Genomic DNA, 16,459 nt, shown 5'->3' with positions numbered 1-16,459 from the left:
GTGGGGCTGCTCAGAATCGCGGACCCTCCGGTCCCTGGGCCACCATGCCGCCGAGGTAGGGGCGCAGGGCGACGGGCACCGTGACGGAGCCGTCGGCCTGCTGATGGTTCTCGAGGATGGCGACGAGCCAGCGCGTGTTCGCCATCGTGCCGTTGAGCGTCGCCACCGGACGGGTCGCACCGTCATGGCGTTCGCGGATCTGCAGGCGCCTGGCCTGGAACGTCGTGCAGTTCGAGGTCGAGGTCAGCTCGCGGTAGGTCTCCTGCGTGGGGACCCAGGCCTCGTTGTCGAACTTCCGCGCCGCGGAGTCGCCGAGGTCGCCGGCGGCGACGTCGATGACCCGGTAGGGCAGTTCGCACAGCTGGAGCATCTTCTCCTGGAGTTCGAGCATGCGGGCGTGTTCGGCCTCGGCGTCTTCGATCGCGACGTAGGAGAACATCTCGACCTTCTGGAACTGGTGGACGCGGATGATGCCGCGGGTGTCCTTGCCGTACGACCCGGCCTCACGGCGGTAGCACGAGGAGATGCCCGCGTACCGCAGCGGTCCGTCGCTGAGGTCGATGATCTCGTCCATGTGGTAGCCGGCCAGCGGCACCTCGGAGGTGCCGACGAGGAAGAGGTCGTCGGCTTCGAGGCGATAGACCTCGTCGGCGTGCTCGCCGAGGAAGCCGGTGCCCCGCATCACCTCGGGCTTGACGAGGGTCGGGGTGATCGTCGGACTGAACCCGGCCTCCTCGGCGACGTCGCGGGCGAGGTTGAGCAGCGCCATCTCGAGCTTCGCGCCGAACCCGGTGAGGTAGTGGAAGCGCGCTCCCGAGACCTTCGTGCCGCGCGTCGTGTCGATGGCCCCGAGCGTCTCACCGATCTCGAGGTGGTCGCGCGGGGTGAAGCCCTCGGCGGCGAAGTCACGGGGCTGACCGACGGTCTTGAGGGTCACGAAGTTCTCCTCGCCACCGGCGGGGATGCCTTCGATGATGAGGTTGGGCAGCTTCGAGGCGAGGCTGTCGAAGGCGAACGCGGCCTCGTCGGACTCCGCCTGCAGGGCCTTGACCTTGGCGGACTTCTCCTTGCCCTCGGCGATGAGGGCGGGCTTCTCGTCCTTGGGAGCTTTGGCGATCTGGGAGGAGAAGGACTTCTGGTCGGCGCGGGCGTCTTCGAACGCCGTGATGGCCGCACGCCTCGCGGTGTCGGCCGCGAGCACCTCGTCGACGAGTTCGACGGAGGCCCCGCGAGCCCGCTGCGATGCTCTGAACAGGTCCGGGTTGTCTCTCAACTGCGCTAGATCGATCACCTCCTCAGCTTAACGGGGCGACCTGGGTTTGCGATATTCGACCGCTGGGCCCGCGCTCAGGTGCGTCAGAGTAGATTTGTGCCATGACCCTCGACCTCGATCCCGCCATGATGTGGCTTGTCATCGTCGGTCTCGTCGTCATCGTCGGCACTGCGTTCCTCCTCGGCAATCGCATCGGCTCGCGGCGCATCCTCAAACGGCTGCGCCGGTACTCCCGTCGTCCCGAACTCGACGACGACGGAGTCGAGGAGTACGCCCCCAACCGCTACCGCGCCGCCCTCATCGTCAATCCGACGAAGGCGGGCGCCGGGCGGCTCGCGTCGACCGCCGAGGCGATCTGCCGTTTCGAGGGCTGGAGCCCTCCGCTCATCCTCGAGACCACCCCCGAGGACGCCGGTGAGGGACTGGCGCGGGTCGCCCTCGAGGAAGGGGTCGACGTCGTCATCGCCGCCGGTGGGGACGGCACCATCCGCGCGGTCGCCTCGGCGCTGGCCGGCACGTCGACGCCGATGGGGATCGTCCCGCTGGGCACGGGCAACCTGCTCGCCCGCAACCTCGACCTCGTCCTCGACAAGCCCGAATGGGCGCTGCGGATCGCCCTGTGGGGGCGCAATCGCGCCGTCGACGTCGGCACGGCGCAGATCAGCCGGGGCGGACCGACGCTCGTCTTCATGGTGATGACGGGGCTCGGCTTCGACGCCGAGGTGATGGCGAAGACGACGGCGAACGCGAAGAGCCGACTCGGCTGGCTGGCGTATCTCGAGGCCGGGTCCCGCACGCTCGTCGGCCGTCCCAGCCACGTGAAGATCACGTACGACGACGACTACCGGGTGACCGCGCGCGTGCGCTCGGTCATCGGCGGCAACTGCGGCAAACTCCAGGGCGGGATCCAGCTGCTGCCCGAGGCGATCATCGACGACGGACTCCTCGACGTCCTCGTCGTCAGCCCGAAGAACCTCGGCCAGTGGGTCGGAGTCGTCGCCTCGATCATCGGGCGCCGGACGACGAAGGGTCTGCACACCGACATCCGCAAGTGCCACAACGTCGTCATCGAGTCCAAGGATCCGCTCGAGGTCCAGCTCGACGGCGATCCCCTCGGCACGACCGGGTATCTCGCGATGGCGGTGGATCCCGGTGCGATCATCGTGCGCGTGCCGACGACCGAGCAGCGTCGGGAGATCCGCGCCGAGGCGTGGCCCGTGTGAGCATCGGCGCGGCCTACTCAGAGGTAGGTCACGAACAGGTCGCGACAGCACCCTTGTGTTCACCAAAGCGTTACCGTAATTCCGCTCGACCAAAACGTACAAAAATAGTTCTGAGAATTGCCTGTATCTAGGATGACTTCCAGATGTGCACCCCCTCACACAGATAGAAGGCACTCCAATGAAGAAGCTCATCCTCGCGCCGGCTGTGGCCCTCGCGTTCTCCGGACTCGTCGCCGCCCCTGTCGCCGCGGCCGAAACCCCCTCCACCCAGTCGGCACCGACGAAGGCCGAGAAGGAGCAGGCGGAGAAGGAGAAAGCCGAAAAGGAAGCGGCGGAGAAGAAGGCCGCCGAGAAGAAAGCCGCAGAGAAGAAAGCTGCGGAAAAGAAGGCCGCTGACAAGAAGGCGGCTGAGAAGGAAGAGGCCGAGAAGAAAGCTGCTGACAAGAAAGCTGCGGAGAAGAAAGCAGCTGACAAGAAGGCGGCCGAAGACAAGGCCGCGAAGGACAAAGCGGCCAAGGACGCGAAGTCGACACCCAGCCCCTCCCCCAGCGACAAGGGCGCTGAGCAGCCGAAGGATGAGGAGAAGCCCGAGGAGATCAACGCCGATCTCAGCGTCTCCGCCGGCGAGGTGTCGGCCGAGGACCTCGCGAATCCCTCGAAGGGCGTGACGGTCACCGTCACCGGCCTGGAGAAGGGCGACAAGCTCAGCGTCTCCGGCCTCACGGCTCAGGCGGCGACCGCAACCGGCAGCTCGAAGTCGCTGCGCGTCTACTACGCCGGCGATGCCGAGGACCTCAAGTCCGGAACGAAGTCGTTCTCCGTCAAGGTGCAGCGCGCCGGCGTCTCGAGCGCCACGCTCGAGGAGTCGGTCGAGGTGCAGGCGGCGCCGAAGCCGGAATCCGCCTCGCTCGTGGTTCCCTCGGGCGACATTCCCGCCGAGGACCTCGCGGACAAGTCCAAGGGCGTGACGGTCACGGTCAACGGCCTCGAGGAAGGCGATCTGCTCACTCCGCTGACCGGTCTCACGGGCGAGCCCGTCACCGCGACCGGCTCCTCGGCGACGATGAAGCTCTACTACGACGGAGACCCCGCAGAACTCCAGGACGGCCCGCTTCCGTTCTCGATCGATCTTCAAGGGGCGAACGGGTTCGACACGCTCGAAGGCACGGTCAACGTGGCCGCAGCCGACGACGGCGAGGTCGACCCGATCGAGGCCACGCTCAAGGTCGATCCGACGGAGATCACCGCTGAGGATCTTGTGGACAACACCAAGGGCATCGAAGTGACGGTCTCCGGCGTCCAGGCCGGCGACATTGTGACCGACTCCCTCACGGGCGAGAAGAGGGAGGTCAGCGCGGACGGCGACTTCTCGTTCAGGGTGTATCGGGAAGGCAACGCGGACGACGTCGAACCCGGCAAGGTTCGCTTCACAGTGACCATTGAACGCGAGGGCACCGAATCGGTCACGCTCAAGGGCGAATTCACCGTCGTCGATGATGACGCCGTCGATCCGATCGAGGCCTCGCTCAAGGTCGACCCCAAAGAGATCACCGCGAAGGACCTCGCGACCAAGGAGAAGGGCGTCACCGTCACGGTCTCCGGGGTCAAGGCCGGCGACAAGATCACCGACTCCCTCACCGGTGAGACCGAGACCGCGGAGAAGGACGGCGACTACGTCCTCCACCTCTGGTACAAGGGCAACCCGGACAACCTCGAGCCCGGCAAGGTTCCGTTCACGGTGACCATCGACCGCGAAGGCACCGAGTCGGTCACGCTCAAGGGCGATATCACCGTCATCGACGAGAAGCCCGAGGCACCGGCCGAGGCCTCGCTCACCGTCTCACCGAAGTCGATCGAAGCCGACGACTTCATCAACGAGAAGAAGGGTGTGACGCTCTCCGTCAAGGACTGCAAGCCCGGTTCGGACGTGCGCTTCATGGTCATGGCGGACGGCAACTCGCGCATCACCGCCTACGACCGCACAGTCCAGGCGGACAAGGACGGCAAAGCCTCGGTGAGCGTCTTCGGCACCTCGTCGGACGCCTCGGCGTACGTCGGCGGGTACTCCGTGACTGCGACCTGCGGCGACGACACGATGAAGGACTCCTTCAAGGTGACCGCCGGAGCGAACGCCGGCGGTGGCGGTGACGACGGCAGTGGCGGCGGTGACAACGCCGGCGGCGGCAACGGCAGCGAACTGCCCCGCACCGGTGCCGAACTCGACGGCCTCGCCGCAGGTGCCCTGCTCCTGCTCGTCGGTGGAGCCGCAGTGACGATCACGATGCGCCGCCGGAAGGGCGACTTCTCACCGTCGTACGTGTGACAAGACTGCGCTGAGTCGCGCCGTTCCTCGCCGAGGCGGGACCGGGCAGCCAGCCTGAGCGAAATGGGTCGGGAATCCTCCCGGCCCATTTCGCGTGCCCGGACGACTACGTGTGCGCAGAAACTGTGATCGGGCCGTGATCAAATCGGGGTGTCGGCGACTATATGCTTCTGTAGTTGCCGAATTCCGGCATCCACCCCTCGAGAGGACCTCATAGCCCCATGCCCAAGAAACTTGCGCTCATTCCCGCGCTGGCTCTGGCCATCGCCGGCCTCGGCGCGGCCCCGGCAGTCGCCTCCCCCGCCGACGCCGACACCTCGCTCTCCGCCCCGGTTGCGGCGACGACCCCGGACACCGCCGCCGACGAGACCCCCTCGTCCGACGATGCGGCTCCGGCCGCACCGGCGCCCGAGACCACCGACACGGACGCCGATGACACCCCGGCACCGGAAGCCCCCGAGACCCCGGCTCCGGACGACTCCGCAACCGGATCGGACGAATCTGATGACGAGGTCACCGAGGATCCGGAACCCACTGAAACCGCCTCGGCGCCCATCGCGGCCACGGTCGACGTCGAGCCGGGAACGATGACGGAATCGGAGTTCTACTTCGACGGCGTCATCATCACGGTCTCCGGCCTCGAGCCCGGCGACATCGTGACGAACTCGCTCACCGATGACGTGAAGAAGGCCAAGGGCAGCTCGGTCGAGTTCGAGTACTACGACGAGGAGGGCACGATCGAGGGCCCGCAGACCGTCGATTTCACGGTCACCGTCGAGCGCAAGGATCAGGCGCCCGAAGAGTTCCCGGGGAGCTTCGTGATCACCGAGGATGAGGAGTTCGAGGAAGGCTCCCTCACGCTCGGCACCGATTCGATGAGCGTCTCCGCGTTCATGAAGAAGGGCATCTCCTTCACCGGTGAGGGCTTCGTCCCCGGTGAGCAGGCGATCGCCGTGGCCGCGAAGTTCGAGACTGACGAGATCATCTACCTCGACGAGAATGTCGAGGTCTCTGATGAGGGCGTGGTCTCCGGGGTCATCCGTCCGACGGAGACCGATGAGGTCAAGCCCGGCGACTACATCGTCTACGTCGGCGGGGAGGAGTTCGGGTCCACTGCCGAGTTCACCCTGACTGCTGACGCCGCACAGGACGCCTCGCTGAGCGTCTCCCCGAAGTCGATCGAAGCCGCTGACTTCGTCAAGAAGGACAAGGGTGTGACGCTCTCCGTCAAGGACTGCAAGCCCGGTTCGGATGTGCGCTTTGTCGTCAACCCGAAGGGCAACTCGAACGTCACCGCCTTCGACAGCACGGTGACCGTGGACGAGACCGGCACCGCCTCGGTGAACGTGTACGGCACGTCGGCGAACGCGTCTGCCTACGTCGGTGACTACTCGGTGTCGGCGACCTGCGGCGATGACGTGCTCAAGGGACCGTTTGAGGTCACCTCGGGTGCCGCGGCCGGCGGCTCCGGCGGCAGCGACAGCGGATCCGGCAGCACGGGCGGCCAGCTCCCGCGCACCGGCGCCGAGCTCAGCGCCCTTGCCGGCGGTGCCGCGCTGCTCCTCGTCGGCGGCGCTGTCGTCGCCCTGACGGTGCGTCGCAGGAAGTCAGCCGAATCGCTCTGATCCGACGTTGAACGCGTAAACGCCTGTGGCCCCGACTTCGGTCGGGGCCACAGGCGTTTTTCGGCCATGACCGCCTCGGCGGGATCATCGCCCGGGGAACGACCGCCTCGGCGGGGTCATTGCACGGGAGACGCTGATTCGGCGAGGTCGGCGCACGTGCGCCACCGCCTCGGCGGGGTCACCGCACGCGCAGCGCCGCGGGCTCGATCGTCACGTCGATCTTCTCCGTCTCGCCGACCTCGTCGCCGTCGACCTCGACGACGCGCGGCTGCTCGAGTTCGATCGTCAGCGAGGAGACCCGCTGGTGGATCGCGCTCTCGCTGCTCTGCGCCGAATCATCCTTCGACATCATCCGACGCAGGCCGTTGTCCCAGACCATGTTCTTCATCGTGTCGAGCCACCCGGTGACGCCCTCGGCCTTGAGGATGAGGACGTCGAGCTCGCCGTCGGAGGGATCGGCGTCGGGCAGCAGGGTGATCCCGCCCTGCAGGGTGCCGCAGTTGCCGACGATGAGGGTGTGCGCCGCCTCGTGGCCGATCCGCTCACCCTCGCGCGAGAGGTTGATCTCCATGACATCGCTGGCCGAGACCGCACGACCGAGCGACTCGACGTAGGCCAGCCATCCGGCCTTGTCCTTGAGGTCGTCGTTGGTCTCGGTGATCATGTGAGCGTCGATCCCGAAGCCGGCCATGACGACGAAGGGCTCACGATTCGTGCCGTCGGCAAGGGTGACCTCGACCCAGCCCATGTCGATGTCGCGGGCCGTGCCGTTGAGGGCGCGCTCCATCGCCTCGCCGAGGTTGTTGAGCGGGACGTCGAGATTGCGGGCCAGGAGGTTCCCCGTTCCCAGCGGAACGATGCCGAGCTCGGCGTCGGAACCGGTCTCCGCGAGGTGGCCGGCCACCGCACGGACCGTACCGTCCCCACCTGCGGCGATGACCACCTCGGCGCCGGCATCGAGAGCGGCCTGGGTCGCGGACTTGCCGGGATCGTCCTCCTCGGTCTCGTGCCAGGTGATGGTGAGGTCGGGATTGTCCGGAAGGGCGGCCTCGAGGTCCTCCTTCTCGGTCTTGGACGGATTCCACACGATACCGACGTGATGGGCACTCATTTCAGGTCCTTTCGCAGACGTCCTGCTGGCGGTGCTGCTCGCGGTGCTGTTCGATCATCGGCCGCTGCCTGGCGGCGTCAGATCACAGACTAACGCAGTCTTCTCAATGTGCCGCGGAATCAATCCATCTTGTCGTATCGGGACCGCAGCATGAGGAAGACGCCGTAGAGGACCAGGCCGACGCCGACGCCGAGGAGGAGGTAGGTGCCGAAGGGCTGCTCGCGCATCGCCTTGAGGGCGCCGTCGACACCGGTCGACTTCTCGGGGTCGCCGGTGACGCCGGAGACGATGACGAGGACGCCGACGGCGATGAGCGTGGCGCCCTTGCCGAGGTAGCCGAGCACGCCGGTGATCGTCAGCAGCTTCGCCACGGCGCTCGAGCGCGGAGTGCGCACGTCGTCCTTCCAGTTGCGCCGAATGCCGTTGACGCAGAACACGATGCCGATGATCGTCACGACTGCGCCGATGACGACGAGGAGGAGGATGCCGCCGGGGGCCTGTGCGAGGGTCGACGAGGCCTGCTGGGACGACTGGCCCGAATCGGAGCCCTGGCCGAAGACGAACTTGCCGAAGAGCACGGCCACTGCCGCGTACGTGATGCCCTGCGCGATCGCGAGGATGAAGTCCTTCCAGCGGTCGCGGCCGTGTTCGTCGCGAGGATCGTTCGAGCCGTGACCGCGCAGGGTGGCCGTGCCGAAGAACGCGTTGGCGAGGTTCCACAGGGCGAGCAGGGCGCAGCCGAGCATGCACAGCCACAGCAGCACCATGCCGAAGGGCTGGGAGGCCATCTGCTGCATTGCGCCGGACTGTTCGGCTTCGCCGCTCTTGCCGAGCGCGAGGCCGGCGGCGGTGGCGCCGAGGATGATGTGGACGAGTCCGTTGGCTACGAAGCCGACTCGGGCGACCCGTTCGAACCACTTGCTGTCAGCGGCGTTGACTGCCGCGTCGTCGGCCTTGCTGGCCGCCTTCTTCATCGTTGAGTCTCCAGTCACAGGACATATTCTGACACTGTTTCGCCCAAGTGTCATTGGCCCCAAAGGCACTATTCAGAGCCGGTGTGAGCGGGGGGGTGGAGTGGCGGGTGGGGTGGTGGCTCAGCTGACGGGCGGGAGGGCTGTCCGACCGGCGGGTGGCGTCGTATGTGGTGTGGAGAAGCAAGCAGTGCGAGTGGCGGCGGGCACGCTGCCGGAACGGCGATCACGGGACGGCCAAGGTTTCGCAACGACCAGGCGACAACGAGCGTGGTGCGGGGAACCGAGCAACGCGACGGGTAGCGCACGGGCAGCCGGCGTGCTGTCGGAACAGAGATCACGGGACGGTCAAGGTTTCGCAACGACCAGGCGACGGCAAGGGGCCAGCGTCCTCTGCCGGGCGGCAAAGGCAGGCTGGCGTGAATCCCAGCACTGCTCTGGCCGGCGCTGTTCTTCCCAGCACTGTTCCGAAGAATTCACGTGACCAAAACGTTCTAAACTATGTGCGTCGTGAATGTGTCATTACTGTTACTTTCGGAAGCTCTCCTCCCTCCGCATTTCGAAGGACAGAAATGAAGAAACTCGCCCTCGCCCCCGTGGTGGCCCTCGCCATCACCGGCCTGGCAGCATCCCCGGTCATCGCCACCCCGAGCACGCAGGCTCCAGAAGGCCCGGCCTCGATTCAGCAGGCACCGTCTCCCGCCGACGCTTCGGCCTCCGAGGGCACGATCGCCGTGTCGTCGGCGAGCGTGACGACCGACGAGTTCGCCGATCCCGGTGTCGGCATCTCGGGCGCCGGACTCGCACCCGATGCCAAATTCACGATGGTGGTCACCCCCACGTCCGGTCAGAACGTCGCTCCGTACGAGGAAACCGTCACCACCGACGAGACCGGCGCCTTTGAGACCGGTGTCAACAGCCTGGGCACGGCCAGCGATGCATTCATCGGCGGGTACTCCGTGACTGTCACCAATGTCGCTGATGAGAACGAAACGTACAGCACCAATTTCGAGGTGACCGCCGGCGGCGACGAGACCGAAGAGCCCACCGCTCCGGCCGTCGACCCGAAGGCGAGCCTCGAGTCGAAGGAGATCTCCGCTGCAGATCTTGAGAAGTGGGGTCTGACCTTCACCGGAGAGGGATTCACCCCCGGCGGAGATGTGAGCATCGAAGGCGTCGACGCCGACGACACCGTCGTCGCCAAAGCCGACGACAAGGGCAACGTCGATGGGACCTTCACTGCGAAGGGCGTCAAGCCCGGCAAGTACACGGTCACGTTCATCGACGACGAGTCGGGTGAGAAGACCGAGCCGCAGGCATTCACCGTCGTCGAGGATGCCACCGAGACGCCGACCACCCCGGCCGCCGAGGCGAAGCTGATCGTCTCTCCCGAATCCGTCACCCCGAAGGACTTCGTCCAGAAGGACAAGGGCGTCAAGCTCGTCGTCGAGAACTGCGAGCCCGGCGAAGACGTGCGCTTCGTGGTCAACCCCAAGGGCAACTCCTCGGTGACGGCGTTCGATGAAACTGAGAAGGCCGACGATGAGGGCAACGCCTCCGTCACGGTCTACGGCACCTCGGCGTCGAACCCGAGCGCGTACATCGGCGACTACGACGTGACCGTGACCTGCGGTGACGACGAGCTCACCGGCAAGTTCTCGGTGGAAGAGGACCCGAACGCCGGCGGCAGCGACGGCAATGATGACGGTGGCTCCGATGGCGGCAACGGCGGCGGAAACGGTGGAGGCGACCTGCCCCGCACCGGTATGGAGCTCACCGGCCTCGCAGCCGGTGCCGGCCTCCTCCTCGTCGGCGGCACTGCGATCTTCCTGACGAAGCGCCGCAAGAAGGGTGTCCCTTCGCCCTCGGACATCTGATCCGGCCGGCGGACTCATCTCGCTGAGCTGAGTCCCCGGAAGCCCTGAGGCGCCTGGTTCGACACTGTCGGACCAGGCGCCTCAGTCAGTTCCAGGACGCGTGAGGCTGAGGTCGGGCGAGAAAACGACGGCCGCCACCGCTGCGGCTCAGGTCAGTTCGAGCGGCTCTGTTCAAAACGTGAGCCGCCCGAAACAGGCTGAGCCGAAACGACGTTCGGGTCGGCGGAGCGCAGAGGACCAGCGTCCTCCCCACTCCTGGTTGCCCACGGAATTCGCGTTGGGCCGCGGTTTGCGCCAGGTGGGACAGAGAAGGCCGAGGCTGCCTTGGCCATCTCAGAGCGAACTGCCCACAACCCAGTCTGGCCGCGACGGCGTGCTCCCATAATTCGAAGGCGAGGCGACCAGTGCAGAGAGGCGAACAGCGCCGCCGAGCATCACCTGTCACTCGCCGCGGGCCCCTCTCCCACCTCGGCGCTCAGAACTTTCCCGTCGTCCCTGCGTTCAGCGGTTGCCGCCCGTCGTCGCGCTGTGAGAAGAGCCGCGACAGCGATGAGCACGAACAAGCCGGTGGCGACGAACCCGGCGTACTCCGTATCCGGGGCGGGAAGGGTGAACGTCGCGGTCTCCACCCCCGCCTCGGCGACACCGGCGATGACGACGATGGCCGCGATGAGCACTGAGAGTCCGGTGACGATGAGGTTGTAGCGGCGGAATCGCCCGCCGTCACCGGCGGCCCAGCGATAGAGCCTCGCCATCATCACGCTGTCCCCGGTGTCGCACGCCGCCATACCTGCAGCGAAGAGCAGCGGAAGCGACAGAGCGAGAAGCGGCGACGTGCTCGCGGCCGTTGCACCGGCCGCGATCATCAGTCCGATCGTCGCCGCGGTGTCGAACCCGAGCCCGAAGAGGAGCCCGATGGGATACATCCGCGCCGGTCGATCGACGGTGCCGATGAGCCGGGAGAAGACTGTCGTGAGAGGTCCACGGGGCGCAGAACCGGCTCCAGTGTCACCGTTCGGATCTGCCGCGGGCGCTCCCCCAGTGCGACGGTCGCGCAGAAGGCGGATGAACGCGACGAGGTTGACGATCCCGAAGACCCCCACGACGCAGGTCGCGAACAGCAGTCCCCACATCCCGAGACCGGCACGCAGATCGGAGTCCTCACTCACGACGAGGCTGCGAGCCGCGGCGGCACCGGCGGTGACGAGGGCAGCGGTGATGATGACGACGCTCGAGTGCCCGAGCGCGAACCAGAATCCGACGGCACCACCACGAAGCCGGGATTGGTCAGCGGTCGCGAGTCGCCGGGTGACGTTGTCGATGACGGCGACGTGGTCGGCGTCGAAGGCATGGCGAGCGCCGAGGAGCACGGCTGTTGCCGCCAGACCCCAGGCTGCGGCGTGGCCGATCTCGTTCGTCGAGGCGAGGACTAGGCTGATCCCTGCGATCGCGAGCCCCGCGATGACGATCAACGGCGTCCGCATCCGCCACCAGTCCGCATCGAATCGGGTGCCGTCCACCTGCCCCGTTCTCGACCGTCCCGCTGTCGTCGTATCCATTGTCGGTCCCTTCGTCTCCACCTTCGGTGTGCCTGTATCCATTGCGTCCCTCACTTGTTCGCCTTCCCGGTCAGGTGTGGCACTCCGGCCGCCTGTTCCATGCCCCGGCAGCTCACCGTGAGCAGTTGTCGCATGCTCACTCGGTCGGTCGGGTCCACCGCTGCCACACGGAGTCGACGTGCGACTCGTGAGCGGCGGCACCGATCGCTCTCGCGATCGTCCCGGGCCGTGCGAGTTCGAGTATTCGCACTGTCGTCCCGCCGCCCACGTCGTCACCCGCAGTCGGACCGGCGGCTTCGTCTCTCCTGCCGAAGAGCATCGCCGTGTCGAGGACTGAGGCGGATCCGAGGACGCCCGGCAGCGGATCGGTCCCGTCGACATCGAGGTCCTCGACGAAATACGGCCTCCCCGCGCAGTCGCGCACATCGGTGCTGCTCCGCAGAGCCCCGCCGACTTCGCCCGACCGCCCGAGCACGATCGTCTCCCGCAGATGCACCGTCGCCTCGGCGCCGACGCGCACCCGAGTCGACCGTCGCACCCGCGCCCCCGACGCGACGACGAACGGGTACGTCTCCCAGATGAGACTGCCGGCCGCGCCCACCTCGATGTCGACGTCCCACCGCGACTCCGCCGCATTGGTCGGGTAAGCGACTGTGCCCCCGACGTCTTCGATGATGAGCCGGCATCCGTGCCCGACCCGGATGCCGATCGTCACCGCATCCCCGCCGAGGAGCGCCGCGCCTCCGGCGACGATCGCCACATGCGCGCGCCCTCCGGCCGCGCGGGAGATCAGCCGCGGTTGCATGAGACCGGGAGTCAGACGCACCTGCGGAAGCTTGCGTCCGGCGACCCGTTCGACGGCGATATGGGTCATCCCCGACCATCTGCAAGTACCCGATCCGCTGGGATCCGGTCTCCGCCCTCTGCATGCTCCCGGGGGTCGGGGCCGCCGGCACTGTCGTGGTCGGAATCGGCATGATTGGGATCGTCCGCGTGCCCGTGGCTCTCACTTTCGGCGTGCGAGTGCACGTATCCCCCGTCATCATCGGCATGGAAATGCGGTGCCATCGGACCCGGATCCTGCGGTTCGTGCGCCCCGGACCGGTGCGTCTCGAGCAGGGCAAGCAGCCATGACCGCAGACGCGCGACGGATTCCTTGTCGGTGCGCGACAGCCCGAGCACCGGGCCCTGCTCGCGTGCCGCCTCGGCGTCGGAGATCATCTGCTCGACATCAACGCCCACGTACGGCGCGAGGTCGGTCTTGTTGACGACGAGGAGATCGGCGCGCCCGATTCCGGGCCCGCCCTTGCGCGCTACATCGCCACCGCCGGCGACGTCGAGGACGAAGATCTGGGCGTCGATGAGAGCCGGCGAGAACGTCGCAGTGAGGTTGTCCCCGCCGGATTCGACGAGCACGAGGTCGAGCGGATCGAAGGCGGCTTCGAGCTCCTCGACTCCCGCGAGGTTGGCCGTGACGTCGTCGCGGATCGCCGTATGAGGGCACGCCCCGGTCTCAATGGCGCGGATCCGGTCGGGATCGAGGACCCCGGCAGCCCTGAGCAGCCGGGCATCCTCGTCGGTGTAGATGTCGTTGGTGATGACCCCGATGCGGATCTCGTCGGCCAGGGTGCGGCAGATCATCGCGATGAGCGAACTCTTGCCGGTGCCTACGGGTCCGGCGACTCCGAGTCGCAGGGAACGGTGCGGGGTGGGGATCTCAGGCACGAAACAGCCTCCTCGGCAGTGCGGACTGGGCCTCTGCCCAGTCCTCGATGAGCGGTGCCCCGGCAGCGGGAATCGCTGCGGGGTCGGTGAGCGTCGCCAGATCGGCGACACAGGGCTCGAAGGCGGTGCACGCCTCGAGCACCCAACCGGTGGCCGCAAGCGGATCCATCGGTTCGAGTTTGAGCATCGCAGCAGCGACCGTCTGCGCATCGTCGTAGGCGACGAGGCGCACGAGGTCGGCTGCCGGAATCCCGGCGGCTGCGGCGATGGAGCCGAGCACCACAGGACGCGGGAGTCCGCGCCGCGGCATCACCGGGTTCAACTTGGGCCACAGCGTGACCGCCACGCGACGCAGTCCCGCTCCGAGCGCCTCGGCGATCTCCCGCAAGGCCGGGCTGGGAGTTCGCGCTGCCCATTCGTCGCCGATGTCAGCGAGGATCGCACTGGACTCCCGGTCGCTCCTGCTGCCGCGGTCGACCTCATCGCCGTCGACGACGCGAGTGTCGGTCAGGGCATGGCGGGTGACGACGGCGGTGCCGGCTTCCACGCGGACGACGGTGCGCATCCGTGCGCGCATGTAGGCCGCGACCTCCCCCGTCACGAGCCCGTGGCGCAGACCGGCTTCGACGCCGTTCGAGGTCACGTGTGCTCCCGCGGGCAGGCGGGCGTCGGCGAGGAGCATGATGATCGCCGAGGCGGCCCCGGGCCCCAGCGCGTTGAGCGTCACCGTGTCCATCAGAACATCTGGTAGAGCTGGGCGAGCGGCAACGCGTGTGCGGGTGCCGCGGTGACGAGGTCGCCGTCGATGGCGATCTGGAACGTGTCCGGGTCGATGTCGATGGTGGGACGGACGTCGTTGTTGCGCATGTCCGCCTTTCCGATCCCCCGTGTTGGAGCGACGGCTCGCAGCTCGCGGCGCAGGCCCAAGCGCTCGCGCAGGCCGCTGTCGAGCGCGGCCGGAGCGACGAACGACACCGAGGTCGTCGCCCCGAGGGCATTCCCGAACGCAGGCCGCATGAGCACTGGCTGCGGTGTCGGGATCGACGCGTTCGGATCGCCGAGGCCGGCCCAGGCGATCGTTCCGCCCTTGATGACGAGGTCGGGACGGACGCCGAAGAAGCGCGGATCCCACAGCACGAGATCGGCCATCTTCCCGACTTCGACGGAACCGAGGTGAGAATCGACCCCATGTGCGATGGCCGGATTGGTCGTGTACTTCGCCACGTACCGGCGTGCCCGCTCATTGTCTGCCGGCATCGTCTCGCCGAGGCGCCCCCGCCGCAGCTTCATCGCGTGGGCGACCTGCCAGGTCCGTGTGATGACCTCGCCGATGCGGCCCATCGCCTGAGCGTCCGAGGAGGTGATGGACAGCGCGCCGAGGTCGTGGAGGATGTCCTCGGCGGCGATCGTCGTCGCCCGGATGCGCGATTCGGCGAAGGCGAGGTCCTCGGGCACGCTGGGGTTGAGGTGGTGGCAGACCATGAGCATGTCGAGGTGCTCCGCGACGGTGTTGACGGTGTGCGGAAGAGTCGGGTTGGTCGATCCGGGGATGATGTTCTCCAGCGCGGCGATCGAGAGGATGTCGGGCGCATGGCCGCCGCCGGCGCCTTCGACGTGGAAGGCATGGATGCTGCGCCCGGCGATCGCGGCGATCGTCGACTCGACGAAACCCGACTCGTTGAGTGAGTCCGAGTGGAGTGCGACCTGCAGACCGTGATCGTCGGCGGCGCGCAGGGCGGCGTCGATCGCGGCCGGTGTCGCACCCCAGTCCTCGTGGATCTTGTATCCCGCCGCCCCGCCGAGGGCCTGTTCGGCCAGACCCGCGGCGGAGACGGTGTTGCCCTTGCCGAGGAGGAGGACGTTGATCGGCAGTGCGTCGAGGGCCCGCAGCATCATCCCCAGATGCCACGCTCCGGGCGTCACCGTCGTCGCCTTGCTCCCCTCCGACGGCCCTGTTCCGCCGCCGACCACGGTGGTGATTCCGGTGGCGAGCGCCTCATGGATCTGCGACGGCGACAGCAGGTGGACGTGCGAGTCGATCCCGCCGGCGGTGAGGATTCGGCCCTCGCCGGAGATGATGTCGGTCGACGGGCCGATCTGCAGACCCGGATCGACCCCGTCCGCGATGTCGCGGTTGCCCGCCCGGCCCAGAGCCGTGATCTCGCCGCCGCGGATGCCGACGTCGGTGCGGATGATCCCCCACCAGTCGAGGACGATGACATTCGTGATCACGGTGTCCGGTGCCCCTTCCGCGCGCGTCGTCGGGCCCTGGAGCATCGATTCGCGAATCGACTTGCCCCCACCGAAGACCGCTTCGTCACCCCCGAAGGTCCGGTCGTCCTCGATCTCGATCCACAGGTCGGTGTCACCGAGGCGAACCTGGTCCCCGGTCGTCGGTCCGTAGAGGGAGGCGTAGCGCTGAGCGGAGATCTCAGCCATCAGAGCCGTCCGTGCGAATCCGCAGACCGGGCACCCGGGCACGACCGCCGAGGCGGACGATCGGCACGGTCCGCGACGCCCCCGGTTCGAACCGGATCGAGGTTCCTGCCGGAATGTCGAGTCGGCAACCATCGGCCCGTGCCCGGTCGAACGCCAATGCGGCGTTGACGTCGGGTAGGTGGAAGTGCGATCCGATCTGAACCGGACGATCTCCCGTGTTCTCGATGGTGATGCTGCCGATCTCTGCCCCGGCAGCGCGTGCGTTGAGGTTGCGGGTTCCCTCGCGCACCCTCACGGCACCGGGCCCGTGGTCTCTCATGCCTGCCATGAAGC

General features: G+C 67.3%; 13 protein-coding genes. 4 read left to right on the top strand and 9 right to left on the bottom strand.

Going from position 1 to position 16,459, the window contains the following annotated elements; all coding sequences use genetic code 11:
* Nucleotides 1–10 precede the first annotated feature (10 nt).
* Entirely contained in the window at nt 11–1,291 is a 1,281-nt protein-coding gene (gene serS / locus FJ887_RS01695; RefSeq protein WP_137826712.1) for a serine--tRNA ligase, read from the bottom strand.
* A gap of 83 nt (nt 1,292–1,374) precedes the next feature.
* On the opposite strand from serS, the gene FJ887_RS01690 reads away from it, so the two are divergent.
* The 3 genes from FJ887_RS01690 to FJ887_RS01680 all read left to right on the top strand — a co-directional run bounded on the left by FJ887_RS01690 (nt 1,375) and on the right by FJ887_RS01680 (nt 6,444).
* A complete protein-coding gene (locus FJ887_RS01690) occupies nt 1,375–2,496 on the top strand; it encodes a diacylglycerol/lipid kinase family protein (RefSeq protein ID WP_249356892.1) in 1,122 nt (373 codons plus the stop codon).
* A 178-nt stretch (nt 2,497–2,674) separates the two neighbouring features.
* Nucleotides 2,675–4,819, top strand: a complete 2,145-nt coding sequence (locus tag FJ887_RS01685; RefSeq protein ID WP_181365617.1) for a hypothetical protein — start codon at nt 2,675–2,677, stop codon at nt 4,817–4,819.
* A 221-nt stretch (nt 4,820–5,040) separates the two neighbouring features.
* Nucleotides 5,041–6,444, top strand: a complete 1,404-nt coding sequence (locus FJ887_RS01680; protein WP_137826713.1) for a hypothetical protein — start codon at nt 5,041–5,043, stop codon at nt 6,442–6,444.
* A 178-nt stretch (nt 6,445–6,622) separates the two neighbouring features.
* Here the strand turns inward: FJ887_RS01680 and FJ887_RS01675 are convergent, their stop codons facing one another.
* Both FJ887_RS01675 and FJ887_RS01670 read right to left on the bottom strand, forming a co-directional pair.
* Nucleotides 6,623–7,555 carry a diacylglycerol/lipid kinase family protein gene (locus FJ887_RS01675; RefSeq protein WP_137826714.1) on the bottom strand — a complete coding sequence of 311 codons (933 nt, stop codon included), beginning with the start codon at nt 7,553–7,555 and terminating at the stop codon, nt 6,623–6,625.
* A 119-nt stretch (nt 7,556–7,674) separates the two neighbouring features.
* Nucleotides 7,675–8,547, bottom strand: a complete 873-nt coding sequence (locus FJ887_RS01670; protein ID WP_137826715.1) for a DUF1206 domain-containing protein — start codon at nt 8,545–8,547, stop codon at nt 7,675–7,677.
* A 551-nt stretch (nt 8,548–9,098) separates the two neighbouring features.
* Here FJ887_RS01670 and FJ887_RS01665 point away from each other — a divergent pair.
* Nucleotides 9,099–10,403, top strand: a complete 1,305-nt coding sequence (locus FJ887_RS01665; protein ID WP_137824526.1) for an LPXTG cell wall anchor domain-containing protein — start codon at nt 9,099–9,101, stop codon at nt 10,401–10,403.
* A gap of 434 nt (nt 10,404–10,837) precedes the next feature.
* On the opposite strand, the gene FJ887_RS01660 is transcribed toward FJ887_RS01665, so the two are convergent.
* The 6 genes from FJ887_RS01660 to ureB form a co-directional block, all read right to left on the bottom strand.
* Nucleotides 10,838–11,962 carry a HoxN/HupN/NixA family nickel/cobalt transporter gene (locus FJ887_RS01660; RefSeq protein ID WP_171006960.1) on the bottom strand — a complete coding sequence of 375 codons (1,125 nt, stop codon included), beginning with the start codon at nt 11,960–11,962 and terminating at the stop codon, nt 10,838–10,840.
* 136 nt (nt 11,963–12,098) lie between these two features.
* Nucleotides 12,099–12,836, bottom strand: coding sequence for an urease accessory protein UreD (locus FJ887_RS01655; protein ID WP_137824524.1), 738 nt, complete (start codon nt 12,834–12,836; stop codon nt 12,099–12,101).
* Entirely contained in the window at nt 12,833–13,687 is an 855-nt protein-coding gene (ureG, locus tag FJ887_RS01650) for an urease accessory protein UreG (protein WP_137824523.1), read from the bottom strand. Before ureG ends, FJ887_RS01655 begins: the two co-directional genes overlap by 4 nt.
* Nucleotides 13,680–14,423 carry an urease accessory UreF family protein gene (locus FJ887_RS01645; RefSeq protein ID WP_212743277.1) on the bottom strand — a complete coding sequence of 248 codons (744 nt, stop codon included), beginning with the start codon at nt 14,421–14,423 and terminating at the stop codon, nt 13,680–13,682. The genes ureG and FJ887_RS01645 overlap by 8 nt, the downstream gene beginning before the upstream one ends.
* On the bottom strand, nt 14,423–16,126 hold the full coding sequence (locus tag FJ887_RS01640; protein WP_137824522.1) for an urease subunit alpha: 1,704 nt from the start codon (nt 16,124–16,126) through the stop codon (nt 14,423–14,425). The genes FJ887_RS01645 and FJ887_RS01640 overlap by 1 nt, the downstream gene beginning before the upstream one ends.
* A complete protein-coding gene (ureB, locus tag FJ887_RS01635) occupies nt 16,119–16,454 on the bottom strand; it encodes an urease subunit beta (protein ID WP_137824521.1) in 336 nt (111 codons plus the stop codon). Before ureB ends, FJ887_RS01640 begins: the two co-directional genes overlap by 8 nt.
* Nucleotides 16,455–16,459: the final 5 nt, after the last annotated feature.

Source organism: Brevibacterium sp. XM4083 (assembly GCF_006489205.2).
Lineage (GTDB): Bacteria > Actinomycetota > Actinomycetes > Actinomycetales > Brevibacteriaceae > Brevibacterium.
The sequence above is the reverse complement of the archived record's forward strand: the minus strand, read 5'-3'. Positions and strand labels throughout refer to the sequence as shown.